We start from the raw sequence: 16,240 nt of genomic DNA, 5'->3' as shown, positions 1-16,240 counted from the left end.
GCATGAGCGCCTTGCATGGCGATGCCTGCTCGCGGGCGTCGCGATTCGTCGGTGGAATACAGGGGCTGGCAAGGGCGATTCGGTCGCCGTCAGGACACGACGCGCACCCTGGGGAAACGGCAACCGGCGCGGTGCGGCAGCCGCAACGGACTGCAGCTTGGGCTAACGTTCGCGCTTCGTCTTTCGGACCGGCCGCGTCTCGCCGATCCTCCCCTTCATCGCATCGATGAACGCCCGCACCTTCGGCGACGACAGCCGCGTCGACGGATACACCGCGTGAATCCCGGCCGGCGCCGAGCGCCACGCGGGCAGCAGCCGCACGAGCCGGCCGGCCGCGACGTCGTCGGCGGTCGAGAAATCCGTCAGTAGCCCGAAGCCACCGCCGGCGAGCACGATCGCGCGGCACGCCGTCGCGGTGTTCGACACGACCGGCGCGACGCAGCGCACCGACGCGGTGCCGCCGCGCGCGTGGTCGAGTTCGAGCGTGTGCGGGCGCGGCAGCGTCGACAGCATCACGAACGGCAATGCGGCGAGCGCATCCGTATCGCGCGGCAGCCCGTATCGCGCGATGAACGCGGGGCTCGCGACCAGCCATTTCTCGTACGTACCGAGCTGCACCGCGCGATAGTTCGAATCGGCAAGGCGGCCGATGCGGATCGCCACGTCGAGGTTGTCCGCGACGAGATCAACGACGCGGTCGTTCGCGACCAGTTCGACGTCGAGCCCCGGATGCGCGTCGCGTAGCGCGACGACGGCCGGCGCGACGACCAGCGCGCCATAGTCGATCGGCACGCTCACGCGCAGCGTGCCGCGCAGCGGCCCCGCGTCAGACGACACCGCATCGAGCGCGGATTCGGTGGCGCGCATGATGTCGCGGCACGCGTCGTAGAACGCGCGCCCCGCATCGGTCACGCTCAGCCGCCGCGTCGTGCGCACCAGCAGGTTCGCGCCGACCTCGGATTCGAGGCGCTGCATGTGCGTGCTGACGACCGTCTTCGCGAGGCCGAGCCGTTCGGCCGCGGCCGTCAGCGAGCCGGCATCGACCACCGCGACGAAGATCGCCAGCCGGTTCAGGTTCACGTCGCGCAGATCGGCCATCGTCGATTGTCCTATGAAAGCGGATAATGTTTCGGCGATTATCCGTCTTCTGGCTGTGAACGGCGAGCGCTACGCTGGGGCCGTTCGTCGTCGATTCCCGGCGACGCGAGATTTCGGAGTGTTTCCATGTCCGCCGCCAGCCAGCCCGTCGCCGGTAAGCCCGTCGTCGGTAAGCCCGTCGCACCGATCCGCGTCTATTCGTTCCTGCTGTCGGGGCACGCGCATCGCGTCCGGTTGTTCCTGTCGCTGCTCGGCCTGCCGTCCGAGACCGTCGACGTCGATCTCGCGGCCGGCGCGCAGCGCGAACCGGCGTTCCTCGCGGTCAATCCGCTCGGGCAGGTGCCCGTGATCGACGACGGCGGCACCGTGATCGCCGATTCGAACGCGATCCTCGTGTATCTCGCGAAGCGCTACGGCGACGCGCACTGGCTGCCCGACGACCCGGCCGGCGCGGCGGTCGTGCAGCGCTGGCTGTCGTACGCGGCCGGCCCGATCGCATCGGGGCCGGCCGCAGCGCGGCTCGTGACCGTGTTCGGCGCGCCGCTCGACCAGGAAGCGGCCAAGCGCACGGCCGCGAAGCTGCTCGACGTGATCGACCGCGAACTGGCCGGCAAGCCGTTTGCAGCCGGCGCGCAGCCGACGATCGCGGACATCGCCGCGTACACGTATATCGCGCACGCGCCGGAAGGCGGCGTGTCGCTCGAACCGTATCCGCACGTGCGCGCCTGGCTCGCGCGCGTCGAGGCGCTGCCGGGCTTCGTCGGCATGCCGACGACGCGCGCGGGCCTGCTCGCCGCGTAACGCCAGTTCAGGAGAACACGATGAACACCCCGACCGCCGTCGTACCAGGCTGGGAACTCGACGCCGCGCCGTTTCACGCGGGCGAACTCGCGGTGCAGCAGCGCGCGGGCGTGACGGAGGCCGCGGGCGCGGCCGGCCGGCGCGGGATCCGGCGCTTCATGCCGGACCAGCACCGGACGTTTTTTGCACAACTGCCGTTCTTCGTGCTCGGCGGCGTCGATGCGGATGGCCAGCCGTGGGCGACGCTGCGGGCCGGCGCGCCGGGGTTCGTGACGTCGCCGGACGCACGCACGCTGCGCATCGCGGCGCGCGCGTTGCCGGGCGATCCGCTGGCCGGCGCGTGGCAGCCGGGCGCGCCGCTCGGCGGGCTCGGGATCGAATTCGATACGCGGCGGCGCAATCGCGTCAACGGCGTCGTGCGCGCGGTCGACGGCGATGCGCTGACGATCGCGGTCGAGCAGAGCTTCGGCAACTGCGCGAAGTACATCCAGGGCCGCACGCCGACGTTCGTCGCGCGCGATGACGCGGCGCGCATCGAGCCCGACGTGTCGGACCGGTTGAGCGACGCGGATCGCGCGCTGCTCGCGCAGGCCGATACGTTCTTCGTCTCGAGCGCGAACACGTCGGCGGACGCGGGCGCCGCGCGCGGCGCGGACGTGTCGCATCGCGGCGGGATGCCGGGCTTCGTGCGCGTCGACGATGCGCGCACGCTGACGACGCCGGATTTCAGCGGCAACCGCTTCTTCAACACGCTCGGCAACCTGCAACAGGATCCGCGCGCGGGGCTGCTGTTCGTCGATTTCGACAGCGGCGACCTGCTGTACGTCGCTGCGCGTGCCGAGATCGTGTGGGACGGGCCGCTCGTCGCGTCGTTCGACGGCGCGCAGCGCGTCGTGCGGTTCCATGTGCGGGAAGTGCGGCGTGTGCGCGCGGTGCTGCCGTTCCGGTGGTCGGCGGTCGAACGCGCGCCGCAGTTCGCGGCGATGGCGGTGGCCGTTGGTGGAGCGGTGACAGCGGCGGTCGTGCCGGTACCGTCCGCATCGGCACCCAAATCGGCACCCGCATGGAGATCGTTGCGCATCGCGAAGATCGTCGACGAAGCGCGCGCGATCCGCTCATTCCATTTCGAACCGGTGGACGGCGGTGCGTTGCCCGCCTACGAAGCCGGACAGCATCTGACGCTGCGCATCGCGCTGCCGGGCGGTGACTTGCAATCGGTGCGCAGCTACACGCTTTCCGATGCGCCGGGCGGCGCGCATTACCGGATCACCGTGAAGCGCGAAGGGCGCGTATCGACCTGGCTGCACGATCACGCGCAGGCGGGCTTGGTGCTCGACGCGCAGATGCCGCGCGGCCGCTTCACGTTCGATCTCGCGAGCCCGCGCCCGGCCGTGCTCGTGTCGGCCGGCATCGGCATCACGCCGATGGTCGCGATACTGCGCCGTGCGCTGATCGACGCCGCGCCGTTGCGCCGCGTGGTGTTCGTGCATGGTGCGCGCGATGCCGCCGAGCGGCCGTTCGCGGCGGAGCTCGCGCATATCGCGGCCGCCGATGCGCGGCTGTCGCTCCACTGGTTCGACAGCCGTCCGCACGAAGACGCTGCAGCGCGGGCCGGCCGGATCGACATCGCGCAACTGAAGCGGATCCTGCCGTTCGACGACTACGATTTCTACCTGTGCGGGCCGTCGGCGTTCATGCGCGACCTGTACGACGGGCTGCGCGCGCTGAACGTGCCGGACGAACGCATCCGTTTCGAGGCGTTCGGGCCGTCGAGCGTCGTGCGCAGCGCGACCCGCGCGGCGGGCACGCCGGCGGCGGCGAGCGTGCCCGTCGTGTTCCGGCGCACGGGGCGCGAAGCCGCATGGACGCCGGCCGACGGCACGCTGCTCGAATTCGCGGAAGGGCAGCGCGTCGCCGTGCCGTCCGAATGCCGCTCGGGTTCGTGCGGCACGTGCGCGACGCGCGTGTTGTCCGGCGCGGTCGGCTACGACCAAACGCCCGATGCGCCGGTCGAACCCGATTGCGCGCTGCTGTGCGTCGCGCGGCCCGCGGAAGGGGCGACGGCGCCGCTCGTGCTCGACCGCTGACGCACCTGCGACATGCCGCCGCAGAAGGCGTGCTGCGCGAAAATCGCACGCAACTGCTTCTTTTTTCGGATGCCGGTCGGATCGACGATAGCGTCAACCGATAGAGGAAAGGAGCAACATCATGAAACTGCTCGGCATGATCCGCCTGGTCCTGTGGAGTTTCTTCGGCGTGCGCAACAGCAAGGCGCACGCGACTGATCTCGCGAACGTCAACTTCACGCTGCTGCCCTTCGTCGCGATCATCCTCGCGGTGCTCGTCGGCGCGGTCATTTACGGCGTCGTGCACCTTGTCGTCGATCCGACGGTGACGATGCAGGGGTTCTGAGCGGCCCGAGAATCGCGAGCGGGCGGTCGTTCCCGCTCCGGTTTCCGGCCGCGCGACCGGCGCATGACTGCGCCGGTCTTCGATGCTGCCGCGCGCGACGAGCGTCGCGGTCAGAGCGGGCGGCGCGATGCGATGCCGTCCCGGCTCGTGTCGCGGCCGGCCGGCACGTCGCCCGGTGCGCCGGCGTCATCGCCACCGTTGTGGTGTTGCACGAATCGCGTTTCCCCATTCCCGCTTTCCCCGCCCCCCGTTCCGCCCGATTCCACGGCCTTCGGCCCCGCCCGGGGTAAAATGCGCGCCACGCCGCGATGTCGCGCGCGACGGGCATGCCGCCGTTCCGACGAACGGCCGGCGCAACGCAAGTGCCCGCCGCCCGCACCGTGGCGTTCGAAGCGTCCCCGCATGACAAGACCGCACGATGCAGCCGGCCGCCCGACAGGCACCCCGACGAACCCGTCGACGGCTGCGTCGGTTCCCGGTGCGTCACCTGAATCCGATGTCCCATCCTGCGTCTTCCCGACCGATCGGCCCGCGCGCGTGCCGTATCGTCAGAATCGTTTGATGAATATCGTGCCGACGCACGCGTTCGGCGGAGGGTGCGGATTGGTTCGCGGGCGCGCGCTTCGCAGCTTCGTAATGTGTTTCGACAGGGTCGAGTGGCGAGTTTTCCATCCAGAACAATGACGGTGAATAGAACAACAGCGCTGCCCGCACGGCGGCGGCGCGCGAAGGTCGGGCTTGGCGTCGGTCTCGGCATCACGCTTTTCGCGGCGCAGGCCGCTGCGGCACCGGGCGACACGCCCGCGCCGGACGCCGACGCGGCCGGCAATGCGACGCTCCCGGCCATCACGGTCAGCGGCGCGCGCGGCAACGCGTATCGCGCACGCGACGCGTCGGTTGCCGGGTTCGACGACACGCCGCTGCGCGACACGCCGGCGTCGGTGAGCGTCGTCACGCGCGCGCAGCTCGACGACCAGCAGGCGAAGCGGCTGAGCGACGTCGTGCGCAACGACGCGTCGGTCGTCAACGACTATGCGCCGGTCGGCTATTACGAAGGCTTCGCGATCCGCGGCTTTCCGGTCGATCTCGCGAGCGCGATCCGGATCGACGGGCTGACGGTGTCCGGCGAGCAGAACGTGCCGCTCGAGAACAAGGAGCGCGTCGAGATCCTGAAGGGGCTCGCCGGCATCGACAGCGGTGTCGTCGCGCCCGGCGGCGTGATCAACTTCGTGACGAAGCGCTCGGCGAACGTCGCGAGCGTGACGGCCGGCGTCGACAGCCGCGGCTCGACGTCGGCGGCCGTCGATCTCGGCCGCCGCTTCGGCCCCGACCATCAGTTCGGCTTCCGGATCAACGCCGCGAAGGAGAACATGCACTCCTATATCGACGGCACGAACGGGCGACGCACGTTCGGCTCGATCGCCGCCGACTGGGACATCGGCCCGCGCGCGAGCCTGCAGCTCAACGCCGAATTCCAGCAGTGGATCCAGCGTTCCGCGCCCGGCTACCAGTTGCTCGGCGGCACCGTCGTGCCGTCCGTCAAGACGACGTCGAAGGCGCTCGGCACGCAGCCGTGGGCGAAGCCCGTGACGACCGACGCACTGAACCTGAATGCGCGCTTCGACTATCAGTTCAACGACGACTGGAAGGCGTACATCGCCGCGGGCCGCAGCCGCACGATGATCGACGACGACAGCGCGTTCGCGTATGGCTGTTCGTACGCGGCGAGCTGCACGGCCGGCGCGACGTCGCCGTTCTTCTTCGGCGCGAACGGCGACTACGACGTGTACGACTTCCGCAGCCCCGGCGAGTACCGGCGCAACGACGACCTGCGCGCGGTCACGACGGCCAAGTTCGCGACGGGGCCGCTGCGCCACGAGCTGACGCTGGGCGTGAGCGTGCAGCGCCGCGTCGTGCACATGGCCGACGCGGTGTACGACTACGTGGGCAGCGAGAACATCTACGGACCCGATGTGACCTTCTCGCCGTCGCCGAATTCGCCCGGGCCGTCGTATCCGCGCCTCGACGCGTGGCAGTACGGCGTGTTCGGGCTCGACCGCATCAGCATCGGCGAACACTGGCAGGTGCTCGCGGGCGGCAAGGAAGTGCTGCTGCGCCAGCGCAGCTGGGACAGCCTCGACGGCCCGACGACGCATACCGACCGCTCGGTGTTCCTGCCGCAGGTCGCGCTCGTCTACAAGCCGGTGAACGTGCTGTCGCTGTACGCGTCGTACAGCAAGGCGCTGTCGCTCGGCGACCAGGCGCCCGTGCGCGCGACCAACGCGTATGCGTTCCTGCCGCCGGTCGAATCGCATCAGGTCGAAGTGGGCGCGAAATACGACTGGCTCGACCGGCTGAGCCTGACGGCCGCCGTGTTCTCGATCAGCAAGCCGTTCCAGTTCGCGGACCCGGACGCATCGGGCACGACCTACACGTTCGTGCAGCGCGGCACGCAGCGGCACCAGGGGATCGAGCTCGGCGCGGCCGGGCGCGTGACCGAGCGGCTGGCGCTGACGGCCAGCGTCGCGGCGATTCGCGCCCGCGCGGTCGATTCGGGCTCGCCGGCGTACGAAGGGCACCAGATCATCAACGTGCCCGCGTTGCGCGCGTCGCTGTATGCGGACTATGCGGTGCCGCACGTCGCGGGCCTGAACCTGCTCGGCGGCGTCGAGTACAGCGCGGGCCGCAACGCGAACGAGGAGGGCACCGCGCGCGTGCCGTCGTGGTTCGTGTTCAATCTCGGCGCGCGTTATACGACGAAGATCGGCGGCCATCGCACGGTGCTGCGCGTGTCGGTGGACAACCTGTTCAACAAGTTCTACTGGCGCGACGCGGGCGAGCAGCAGGGCGACGCGTACCTGTTTCCGGGCGCGCCGCGCACCGCGCGCGTATCGTTGACCTATGATTTCTGATCGTCCGGAACCGGCCGCGTGATGCGCGGCCCCAACGGCTATCCTGGAGAGCACAGACGATGTCCCCACTCGAAATCGCCGGCGTGATCGTCAGCGCGCTCGCGATCTGGCTGACCGCGAAGCGGCGCATGCTGTGCTGGCCGGTCGGGCTCGCGTCGGTCGCGCTGTACGGCTGGATCTTCTTCGACGCGAAGCTGTATTCGGACATGCTGCTGCAGGGCGCGTTCGCGGTGCTGCAGGTGTACGGCTGGCAGCGCTGGCTCGCGCAGCGCGAGAGCGAGGCCGGCGGCAGTGCGGCGTCGGCAGGCGACGTGGCGCCCGTCACCGGCGTGCGGCCGCGGCAGATGCTGCCCGACCTGATCGCGGCCGTGGTCGGCAGCGCGCTGCTCGGCGGCATGATGGCGCGCTGGACCGATGCGGCGCTGCCGTTCGTCGATGCGTCGCTGACCGCGTTCAGCCTGGTCGCGCAATACTGGACCGCGCGGCGCTACATTGCGTCGTGGGGGCTGTGGATTGTCGTCAACGTCGTGTACGTCGGGATGTTCGTGTTCAAGGAACTGTATCTGACGGCCGGGCTCTATGCGCTGTTCATCGGGCTCGCCGTGGTCGGCTGGCGCGACTGGAGCCGGACGGCCGCGACGCTGCGCGCGGCGGCCGGCGGCGCACTCGCGTCGGGCGGCGGCGCGCGCTGATTCACGCGCCGATTCAACTACGGAGCAAGGTCGTTCATGTCATTCCCACTCGAGCCGGACGGGTCCGTATCGCGCGACGTCGCGCCGCCGCAATTCGGCGTCGACGGCGAGCAGGCCGAACGCGACTGGCCGCTGATGACGCACGACGAGGTGGCGGCGGTGCTCGCGCGGATCGACGGCGCCGGCGAGCCGGCCCGGCTGACTTGGCACAGCCCGCGGCAGTTCGCGGCGGCCGTGCTCGTGCGGATGGCGGACGGGCGCGGGCTGTTCGTCAAGCGTCATCACGTAAGCCTGCGCGATGTCGCGGGGCTCGAGGAAGAGCATCGTTTCATCGCACATCTGCGCGAACGCGGCATGCCGGTGGTGGACGTGCTGGCCGGTCGCGACGGCGCGACCGCGTTCGCATCCGGCGACTGGACGTACGAGGTGCATGTGCTCGCGCCCGGCGTCGACCCGTATCGTGGCGTGATGTCGTGGCAGCCGTTCACGCATCCTTCGCATGCGTACGCGGCTGGCCGCGCGCTGGCCGAGCTGCATCGCGCGTCGGCCGGCTACGATGCGCCGGCGCGGCCCGTGCGCACGCTGCTGTCGAGCTTTCGCGTGCTGTCGTCCGCCGATCTGGCGGGCGCGCTCGAACGCTGGGTCGATGCGCAGCCGCTGCTCGTGCGTGCGCTTGGTGCGCGCGACTGGCGCGGCGACGTTGCCGACGCGATCGGTCCGTATCACGCGCGCCTCGTGCCGCTGCTGCCTGCGTTGCCGCCGCTCTGGACGCACGGCGACTGGCATGCGTCGAACCTGCTGTGGACCGATGCCGGGCCCGGCGCACAGGTGCGGACCGTGCTCGATTTCGGGCTGTCGGATCGCACCTGTGCGGTGATGGACCTCGCACTCGCGATCGAGCGCAATACGGTCGACTGGATGGCGCGGGCCGACGCGCGGCGTATCGAATACGCGCAGATCGATGCGCTGCTCGACGGGTACGAATCGCTCGAACCGCTGAGCGACGACGCCTATGCGGCGCTGGTCGCGCTGCTGCCGATCGTGCATACGGAGTTCGCGCTGTCGGAAGTCGCGTATTTCGGTTGCATCATCGATGCGCCGGCGATCGTCGACATCGCTTATGACGGCTACCTGATCGGGCACGCGCGCTGGTTCGGCGAACCCGACGGGCGGCAATTGCTCGACTGGCTCGTGCAACGCCGGCGCGCGAAGCAAGGGACCACCTGATTTGCTTGCCGGGGATTGCCGCGCACGCGTGCCGATTCCCCGAACCTCTGCAGTCTTCCGTGCGGCCGTCGAGCCGCACGTTCGCGCGCCTCGCGCTCAATGCGATGTCGCGCGGCTACGAACTCGGGGAGTTCAGGTTCCTCGACGTGCCCGACGCGCAGCGCACGCTGTTCCAGGGGGCAATCGCAATACGTGCGCGTGCTTGCCGGCGCACCCGTTCCGGTCAAAGCTGTGCGAGCGCCTGGTCGAGATCGGCGATGAGGTCGTCGATATGCTCGATGCCGATCGACAGCCGCACCGTTTCCTCCTTCACGCCGGCCTTCGCGAGTTCGGCCGGCGACAGTTGACGGTGCGTCGTCGATGCCGGGTGCGTCGCGAGCGACTTCGTATCGCCGATGTTGACGAGCCGCGTGAACAGCTTCAGCGCGTCCTGGAACTTCGCGCCGCCGTCGCGGCCGCCCTTCACGCCGAACGTCAGGATGCCCGGTGCGCGGCCCGACAGGTAGCGCGCGACGAGCGAGTGGTCGGGGTGATCGGGCAGCCCCGCATAGTTCACCCACTCGACGTGCTCGTGGCGCGCGAGATGCTGTGCGATCTTCAGCGCGTTGTCGCTGATCCGTTCGACGCGCAGCGCGAGCGTCTCGATCCCCTGCAGGATCTGGAATGCATTGAACGGCGAGATCGCCGCGCCCATGTTGCGCAGCGGCACCACGCGCGCGCGGCCGATATAGGCGGCCGGCCCGAACGCTTCCGTATAGACGACGCCGTGATAGCTGACGTCGGGCTCGTTCAGCCGCTTGAAGCGATCCGCGTGCTCGGCCCACGGGAACTTGCCCGAATCGACGATCGCGCCGCCCAGGCTCGTGCCGTGCCCGCCGAGATACTTCGTCAGCGAGTGCACGACGATGTCCGCGCCGTGCTCGAACGGGCGCAGCAGGTACGGCGACGGCACCGTGTTGTCGACGATCAGCGGGATCCCGTGGCGATGTGCGACTTCCGCGAGCGCGGCAATGTCGGTGACGTTGCCGAGCGGATTGCCGACGGATTCCGCGAAGATCGCCTTCGTGTGCGCGTCGATCAGCGGCTCGAACGATGCCGGATCGCGCGGATCGGCGAAGCGCGTCGTGATCCCGTATTGCGGCAGCGTATGCGCGAACAGGTTGTAGGTGCCGCCGTACAGCGAGCTGGCGGACACGATGTTGTCGCCGGCTTCGGCGATCGTCTGGATCGCGTACGTGACGGCGGATTGCCCCGACGCGAGCGCGAGTGCGCCGATGCCGCCCTCGAGCGCGGCGATCCGCTGCTCGAGCACGTCCGTCGTCGGGTTCATGATGCGCGTGTAGATGTTGCCCTGGACCTTCAGGTCGAACAGGTCGGCGCCGTGCTGCGTGTCATCGAATGCGTACGCAACGGTCTGGTAGATCGGTACGGCGACCGCGCGTGTCGTCGGGTCGGGACGATAACCGCCGTGTATGGCGATGGTTTCGAGGCGCCAGTTCGAAGAGGCCTGATCGGTCATGGGTGCTCCGTCTGTTGTTGTGAAGGTCCGGGGGCCGGCCGTTCGGCGATTATAGGAGCACGCGCGCTGCTGCCCTTAGAACGAATGGTGCGTTGCTTATGGGGACGCGGCGCATAGAATGCCTTTTTCCGCAGACAAAGGGTGTGCGATGGATCAGGATCAGTGGAACCAGATGGATGCGTATTTCTCTGCGACGCTCGTGCCGTCCGACGACGCGCTCGACGCTGCGCTGGCGGCGAGCGATGCAGCCGGGCTGCCCGCGATCAACGTCGCGCCGAACCAGGGCAAGCTGCTGCAGCTGCTCGCGACGATCCGCGGCGCGCGCCGCATCCTCGAGGTCGGCACGCTCGGCGGCTACAGCACGATCTGGCTCGCGCGCGCGTTGCCGCCGGGCGGCACGCTCGTGACGCTCGAACTGAGCCCCGAGCACGCGAAGGTCGCGACGCAGAACATCGCGCGCGCGGGGTTCGCGGAGGTCGTGTCGGTGGTCGTCGGCAGCGCGAAGGACAGCCTCGCACGGCTCGTCGACGCGGGCGAGCCGCCGTTCGATTTCATCTTCATTGATGCCGACAAGGACAACAACCCGGTCTATCTCGACGCGGCGCTGAAGCTGTCGCGGCCCGGCACGGTGATCGTCGTCGACAATGTCGTGCGTGGCGGGCGCGTGGCTGATCCCGACAATCACGCGCCCGATGTGGTTGGCGTGCGCAACGGGTTCGCGCGTCTCGCGGCCGAGCCGAACCTCACGACGACGGCCGTGCAGACGGTCGGGCAGAAGGGCTGGGACGGGTTTTCGATTTCGATCGTCGGCGAGTGATGGGATGGCGGCACGCTAGTTCGTGTCGGGATTCTTGTCGCTGCACTGGTCGGGATCGTCGCGTAGCACGATGCGGCGAATGTGGCCGTTGTCGTAGAACGGCATGTCGGGGCAGAACTTCATGCCGGCACGGGTTTGCGTGCGTTTCCACGCGACTGTTTCGGTCCGCACGAGCGTCGGCGCGTGGCCGGGCGTGCCCGGCTTCCAGATGTCGATATACACACGCGTCGTGGACGGCGAATCGCTCGCGTCGCAGCCTTTCGGGTCGCCCAGCGTTGAACGTAGCCCGGTGTCGGTCTGCTCGATGCGCTCCGGAAACTCGATATACCCGTCGCCGTAACCAGGCACGACGTAGCAATAGCGGCGCGTGTTCCCGTCGAGCACGGGCAGCATGTAGCTGCTGGCCGAGTCGACCTCCTTCACGTCGTTGCCCTGCCAGCGGTAGGTCGTCACGCCGTGCTCGCAGCAACTCGCGCGCCAGCTTGTCCAGACGATCCGGTGCACGGGATCGAAGTCCGGCGAGGTGATTTCCTGTAGTCCTTTCGGCGCATCGACGAAGCGGCGCGTCTTCGGGGTGAAGATCCATGTCTGGTACGGAATGTTCGGACTGGCGCCCATTGCTTGCGCGAGCATCAGGTCGGGCCAGCCGTCGAAGTTCACGTCGGCGAATTCGGGTGTGAACACGCTGCAGGTGCCTTGCGAATCGGTTTGCAGCGTTTGCACGAGGTGGCCGTGATCGTACAGGCGGATCGCGCTGACGTGCGGCACGTCGTTACACGAACCACTGTCGTCCGGCAGCTTGTCCGCGACGAGGTGGATGTCGTAAGGAAACGGCCGGTCGTCGCGTTTCGGCGCGAGCGAGACGGGCAGTGTGCGCTTGCCGTCCGGCGAGGTCCACGTGCCGGCAACAGTGCCGTCGAAGGACCCGATACGCCACGTGCCTGTCACGCGATCGGAGTCCGTCTTCGCGCCGCTGTCGCGTTCCGACAGCGTCGTGCCGTGCGTATCGAACGACCCCTTCAGCGCCAGCCGATAGCGTTTGTCGGACGCGCACGGCGCATAGCAGTACCAGCCGGACACCGTATCGGCGACGCGCGACAGCGAGATTTCGACATGCCGGTTGCCGATCGTGCCGGTCCAGTTGCGCGACCAGAACGGGAACTCGACCGAATCGTTGGCGCTTGCCGCGCGGGCCGGCGGAAGCGCGAATGCGGTGACGGCGATCAGCGCGAACGAAAGCGCGAAACGCCAGCCGCGCGTGCGCCGCGTCGCGGTTGCGCCGCGCGCCGCGTCGATGGACGGGAGATGCATGGGTCGGCCCCTCGGTTTGTTATGGGTTTTTCTCGCGTGTATCGGCGCACCGCACGCGTCAGCGGTTTCCAGTCGCGTCGGCCCGGCGATACAGGCGTGGCCATTGATCCTGGAACAGGCCGTTGCACGTGCCGTGCGTCGCGATGTCGTTCAACACGAAGCGCCGGCCGTCGAAGATCCACGACGCGGTCGAGCCGCAATCGCCGGCACTGCGCAGCCTGACCTTGCTCGACAGCGTCGCGCTGTCGGAATCGTAGCCGGCCTCGGTCAGTTCGTTCGCGAACGACGCCGGATCGAGGCCCGCGTTCGCGTTCTCGCCGAAGTTCATTGCGGTCGGCGCAAACGGCGCCGTCCGCCGCACGCGATACCACAGGTCGGTATGGTTATACATGCTGCTGGTCTGGCACGGTATCGCGACGAGTGCCTCGTCGGCCGAGATCGCCACGGCTGTCGACGCCTTCTTGCGATCGCTTGCCGACATTTCGTCTTCGACATCGGCGGCGCATTGCTTCACGTCGTCGCCGAATTTCGCGAGCACCGCGTCGACGAGCGGGCGCTGTTCGGCGGCCGGCAGGTTGGCGACGGGTGGCGCCGGAACGACAGCGGGCGGCAGTGCCGGCGCGGCCGGCACCGACGACGCAGGCCGGTTGCCGGGGTGCAGCAGCGCCGTGACCGTGCCGCCGCGGCCCTGCGTATCGTCGATCAGCAGCAGCGCGGCGTTCAATCCCGACAACGGCGTGCGCGGTGTTTGCGCCGAGGCCGGATCGCCGAAGCTCAGCAGTTGCGCATTGCGTGATGCGGCGAGCCATGCGGCAACCGTGGCCGGATCGCTCGTGCGGATCCGGAAAGGGTGCGCGTCGTCAGCGTTCGGCTTGTCGCCGAACGCATGCCATTGGGCCGGAACCGCATCGAACGGGCGGCCGTCCATGCGCGCGGTGCGCAGGTCCAGTGGCGCCGACGCGAAGATGTCGAGCGACGCTTGCGCATCCGGGCCGGCATCGCGCGTCACGCGCAGGATGAGGTTGGTGCGCGCAGCGTCGATATCGTCGGCGTGGCTTTCGGCCATGCAGCGGTTGCCGTTGTCGCAGACGACCGACCAGTTCTTGATGTCGCGCTCGACCGGCGGCCGCGCGGGCTGGCGGGCCTGTGCAACGATCGGGGAAGCGGCGAGGATGACGGCGAGGGCGAGCGAAAGGCGGTGCGACATGACGGTTCGTATCGACTGTGAATGGGCGGGCGGAGGACGTCGGACTGCAAGCGCATCGTCAGCAAGCGGTGCAGGTCGAGTGCAGCGGCGCCTGCGGCGGCGTGCTTTGCCGAACGGCATCAAGTATACCGCTGCGACGCGTTGCGATTGGTGCGGCGACGCGTAGTGGGCGGGCACGTATGTTGCTAACCGGCAGCGGCCGGGGCAGGTGGGGACGCAACCGCCGCCGCGTTATCCTTTCACGCACACCACCTGGCGCAGCGTATGCACCACTTCGACGAGGCTGCGCTGGGCCGCCATCACCGCGTCGATGTCCTTGTAGGCCATCGGGATTTCGTCGACGACGCCCGCGTCCTTCCGGCATTCGACGCCCTGCGTTGCCTTCACCTGGTCGTCGGCCGTGAAGCGGCGCTTCGCTTCGGTGCGGCTCATCGTCCGGCCTGCGCCGTGGCTGCACGAGCAGAAGCTTTCCGGGTTGCCGAGCCCGCTCACGATGAAGCTTTTCGCACCCATCGAGCCCGGAATGATCCCGAGCTGCCCCTTCTGCGCGGACACCGCGCCCTTGCGCGTCACGAGCACGTCCTCGCCGAAGTGGCGTTCGCGCTGCACGTAGTTGTGGTGGCAGTTCACCGCATGCTCGTCGACCGCGAACGGCTTGGCGATCACGCCGCGTGCCGCACCGATCACCGCGTCCATCATGGCCTGCCGGTTGCGCCGCGCGTAGTCCTGCGCCCAGCCGACCGCTTCGACGTAATCGTCGAAGTGCCGGCTGCCCTCGGTGAAATACGCGAGATTGCGGTCCGGCAGGTTCGCGATGTGCTGCCGCATGTCGGCCTGCGCGAGTTCGATGAACAGGCTGCCGATCGCGTTGCCGACGCCGCGCGAGCCGCTGTGCAGCATGAACCACACGTGGCCCGCTTCGTCGACGCACACTTCGATGAAGTGGTTGCCGGTGCCGAGCGTGCCGAGATGCGCGTAGTGGTTCGTCTTTTCCAGCTTCGGATACTTGTCGACGATCCGCTGGAAACCCGGCTGCAGCGACTTCCACGATTCGGTCACGGCGGCCGGCGTGCGATCGCCCCACGCACCCGGATCGCGGCGGCCCGGCGCGCGGCCGTGCGGCACCGCGCGTTCGATCGCGCTGCGTAGCCCCGCGAGCGAATCCGGCAGGTCGGATGCCGTCAGCGTCGTGCGCGCGGCCATCATCCCGCAGCCGATGTCGACGCCGACCGCGGCCGGAATGATCGCGCCCTTCGTCGGAATCACGCTGCCGATCGTCGAGCCCTTGCCGAGGTGGACGTCCGGCATCACCGCGACGTGGCTGAAGATGAACGGCATCTGCGCGGTGTTGCGCAGTTGCGCGCGCGCTTCGTCCTCGACGGCGACGCCTCGCGTCCACATCTTCACCGGCTTGCCGTTTGCCAGTTCCATCACCTGGTAATCCATGTCAGTCATTTGCTTCACCTGATTCGTTCATTCGTCCGGCGCGGCACGCGTGCGCCGCGCCGTTTCATGCCGCCGTTTCCTCGCGACGGCGAATCACGTTCGTCTGCGCGGCCTTTCGGCTTCGACCACCTGCGCGAGGATCGTCTCCGGTTCCGGCACCTTCACGAAATCGCTCTCGCTCATCAGCAGCGCGCGTTCGTTCTTTTTCGCTACCTGACGCTTGCCCATATTCTTGTCCTTTTCTTCAATGGCCGCCGGGTGACGCGCATCGTGCGGATCGCGGTGCGACGCAATCGGGCGGGCGCGGGCGCTGCACGGCGACGCATCCTGCATTGCGTCATCGTGCGCATTCGCGCGGGCCGTCCGGCCGTCCGGCCGATCGCGCGGAACCGCAATCGATCCGGCGCGCGGCGGGCCTTTCAGCCTCGGTCACGCGGATGGCGACGCTGGCCGATGCGGGACGGATTACCGAGGACCTGACCGAACAGGAAGTCGAGCGGCTGACGCGCACGTGGTCGTCGCCGGCCGGCGCGGGCGCGTCCGACACGTGGGTCGATGTGGTGTTCGGCGTGCGTGCGGCGGAACTCGACCTGTTCGACCGCGCGCAGCTCGAACGCGTGCTCGACGTGTGCCGTGCGTCGGCGAGCCTGTCGGAACCCGGGCGCACGCTGTTCGCGGTGTCGCGGCAGAGCAAGAAGCAGCCGAACGATGCGGACCGGCTGCGCAAGTATCTCGCGCGGTTCGGGCTCGACTGGGAAGGGGTTCGGCAGGCGCTCGACGTGGCGCGGTGACGCGAGG

Annotated in this window: 13 protein-coding genes and 1 pseudogene; 8 read left to right on the top strand and 6 right to left on the bottom strand. The window is 68.8% G+C overall.

The window, feature by feature from the left end; all coding sequences use genetic code 11:
- Positions 1-162: 162 nt before the first annotated feature.
- Positions 163-1,098 carry a LysR family transcriptional regulator gene (locus tag CUJ89_RS28825; RefSeq protein WP_114180691.1) on the bottom strand — a complete coding sequence of 312 codons (936 nt, stop codon included), beginning with the start codon at positions 1,096-1,098 and terminating at the stop codon, positions 163-165.
- Between the two features lie 126 nt (positions 1,099-1,224).
- Here CUJ89_RS28825 and CUJ89_RS28820 point away from each other — a divergent pair, with 126 nt between their 5' ends.
- The 6 genes from CUJ89_RS28820 to CUJ89_RS28795 all read left to right on the top strand — a co-directional run bounded on the left by CUJ89_RS28820 (position 1,225) and on the right by CUJ89_RS28795 (position 9,142).
- Positions 1,225-1,899 (top strand): glutathione S-transferase family protein, encoded by a 675-nt coding sequence (locus CUJ89_RS28820; protein ID WP_114180690.1) that lies wholly within the window; start codon positions 1,225-1,227, stop codon positions 1,897-1,899.
- Positions 1,900-1,919: 20 nt separating this feature from the next.
- Positions 1,920-3,986, top strand: coding sequence for a pyridoxamine 5'-phosphate oxidase family protein (locus tag CUJ89_RS28815; RefSeq protein WP_114180689.1), 2,067 nt, complete (start codon positions 1,920-1,922; stop codon positions 3,984-3,986).
- A gap of 121 nt (positions 3,987-4,107) precedes the next feature.
- Complete coding sequence (locus CUJ89_RS28810) at positions 4,108-4,311, top strand: DUF2970 domain-containing protein (protein ID WP_114180688.1); 204 nt, start codon at positions 4,108-4,110, stop codon at positions 4,309-4,311.
- A 680-nt stretch (positions 4,312-4,991) separates the two neighbouring features.
- Positions 4,992-7,223, top strand: coding sequence for a TonB-dependent siderophore receptor (locus tag CUJ89_RS28805; RefSeq protein WP_114180687.1), 2,232 nt, complete (start codon positions 4,992-4,994; stop codon positions 7,221-7,223).
- A gap of 59 nt (positions 7,224-7,282) precedes the next feature.
- Positions 7,283-7,915 (top strand): nicotinamide riboside transporter PnuC, encoded by a 633-nt coding sequence (gene pnuC / locus CUJ89_RS28800; protein WP_114180686.1) that lies wholly within the window; start codon positions 7,283-7,285, stop codon positions 7,913-7,915.
- 36 nt (positions 7,916-7,951) lie between these two features.
- Positions 7,952-9,142 (top strand): phosphotransferase enzyme family protein, encoded by a 1,191-nt coding sequence (locus CUJ89_RS28795; RefSeq protein WP_114180685.1) that lies wholly within the window; start codon positions 7,952-7,954, stop codon positions 9,140-9,142.
- Positions 9,143-9,365: 223 nt separating this feature from the next.
- On the opposite strand, the gene CUJ89_RS28790 is transcribed toward CUJ89_RS28795, so the two are convergent.
- Positions 9,366-10,661: an O-acetylhomoserine aminocarboxypropyltransferase/cysteine synthase family protein gene (locus CUJ89_RS28790; RefSeq protein ID WP_114180684.1), complete on the bottom strand. Its 1,296-nt coding sequence runs from the start codon at positions 10,659-10,661 to the stop codon at positions 9,366-9,368.
- Between the two features lie 148 nt (positions 10,662-10,809).
- On the opposite strand from CUJ89_RS28790, the gene CUJ89_RS28785 reads away from it, so the two are divergent.
- Positions 10,810-11,478, top strand: coding sequence for an O-methyltransferase (locus CUJ89_RS28785; RefSeq protein ID WP_114180683.1), 669 nt, complete (start codon positions 10,810-10,812; stop codon positions 11,476-11,478).
- Between the two features lie 15 nt (positions 11,479-11,493).
- On the opposite strand, the gene CUJ89_RS28780 is transcribed toward CUJ89_RS28785, so the two are convergent.
- From CUJ89_RS28780 to CUJ89_RS28765, 4 genes are all read right to left on the bottom strand, one after another.
- Complete coding sequence (locus tag CUJ89_RS28780; protein WP_114180682.1) at positions 11,494-12,789, bottom strand: XAC2610-related protein; 1,296 nt, start codon at positions 12,787-12,789, stop codon at positions 11,494-11,496.
- 58 nt (positions 12,790-12,847) lie between these two features.
- Positions 12,848-13,996, bottom strand: coding sequence for a DUF1176 domain-containing protein (locus CUJ89_RS28775; protein ID WP_236654985.1), 1,149 nt, complete (start codon positions 13,994-13,996; stop codon positions 12,848-12,850).
- 231 nt (positions 13,997-14,227) lie between these two features.
- Entirely contained in the window at positions 14,228-15,451 is a 1,224-nt protein-coding gene (locus tag CUJ89_RS28770; RefSeq protein ID WP_114180680.1) for an RtcB family protein, read from the bottom strand.
- 84 nt (positions 15,452-15,535) lie between these two features.
- Positions 15,536-15,775: a hypothetical protein gene (locus CUJ89_RS28765; RefSeq protein ID WP_114180679.1), complete on the bottom strand. Its 240-nt coding sequence runs from the start codon at positions 15,773-15,775 to the stop codon at positions 15,536-15,538.
- 83 nt (positions 15,776-15,858) lie between these two features.
- On the opposite strand from CUJ89_RS28765, the pseudogene CUJ89_RS28760 reads away from it, so the two are divergent.
- Positions 15,859-16,233: pseudogene (locus CUJ89_RS28760) on the top strand (sigma 54-dependent transcriptional regulator); the annotation flags it as partial.
- Positions 16,234-16,240: the final 7 nt, after the last annotated feature.

Source organism: Burkholderia pyrrocinia (assembly GCF_003330765.1).
GTDB lineage: Bacteria > Pseudomonadota > Gammaproteobacteria > Burkholderiales > Burkholderiaceae > Burkholderia > Burkholderia pyrrocinia_B.
Note: the sequence above shows the minus strand (reverse complement) of the source record. Positions and strands in the feature narration are given on the sequence as shown.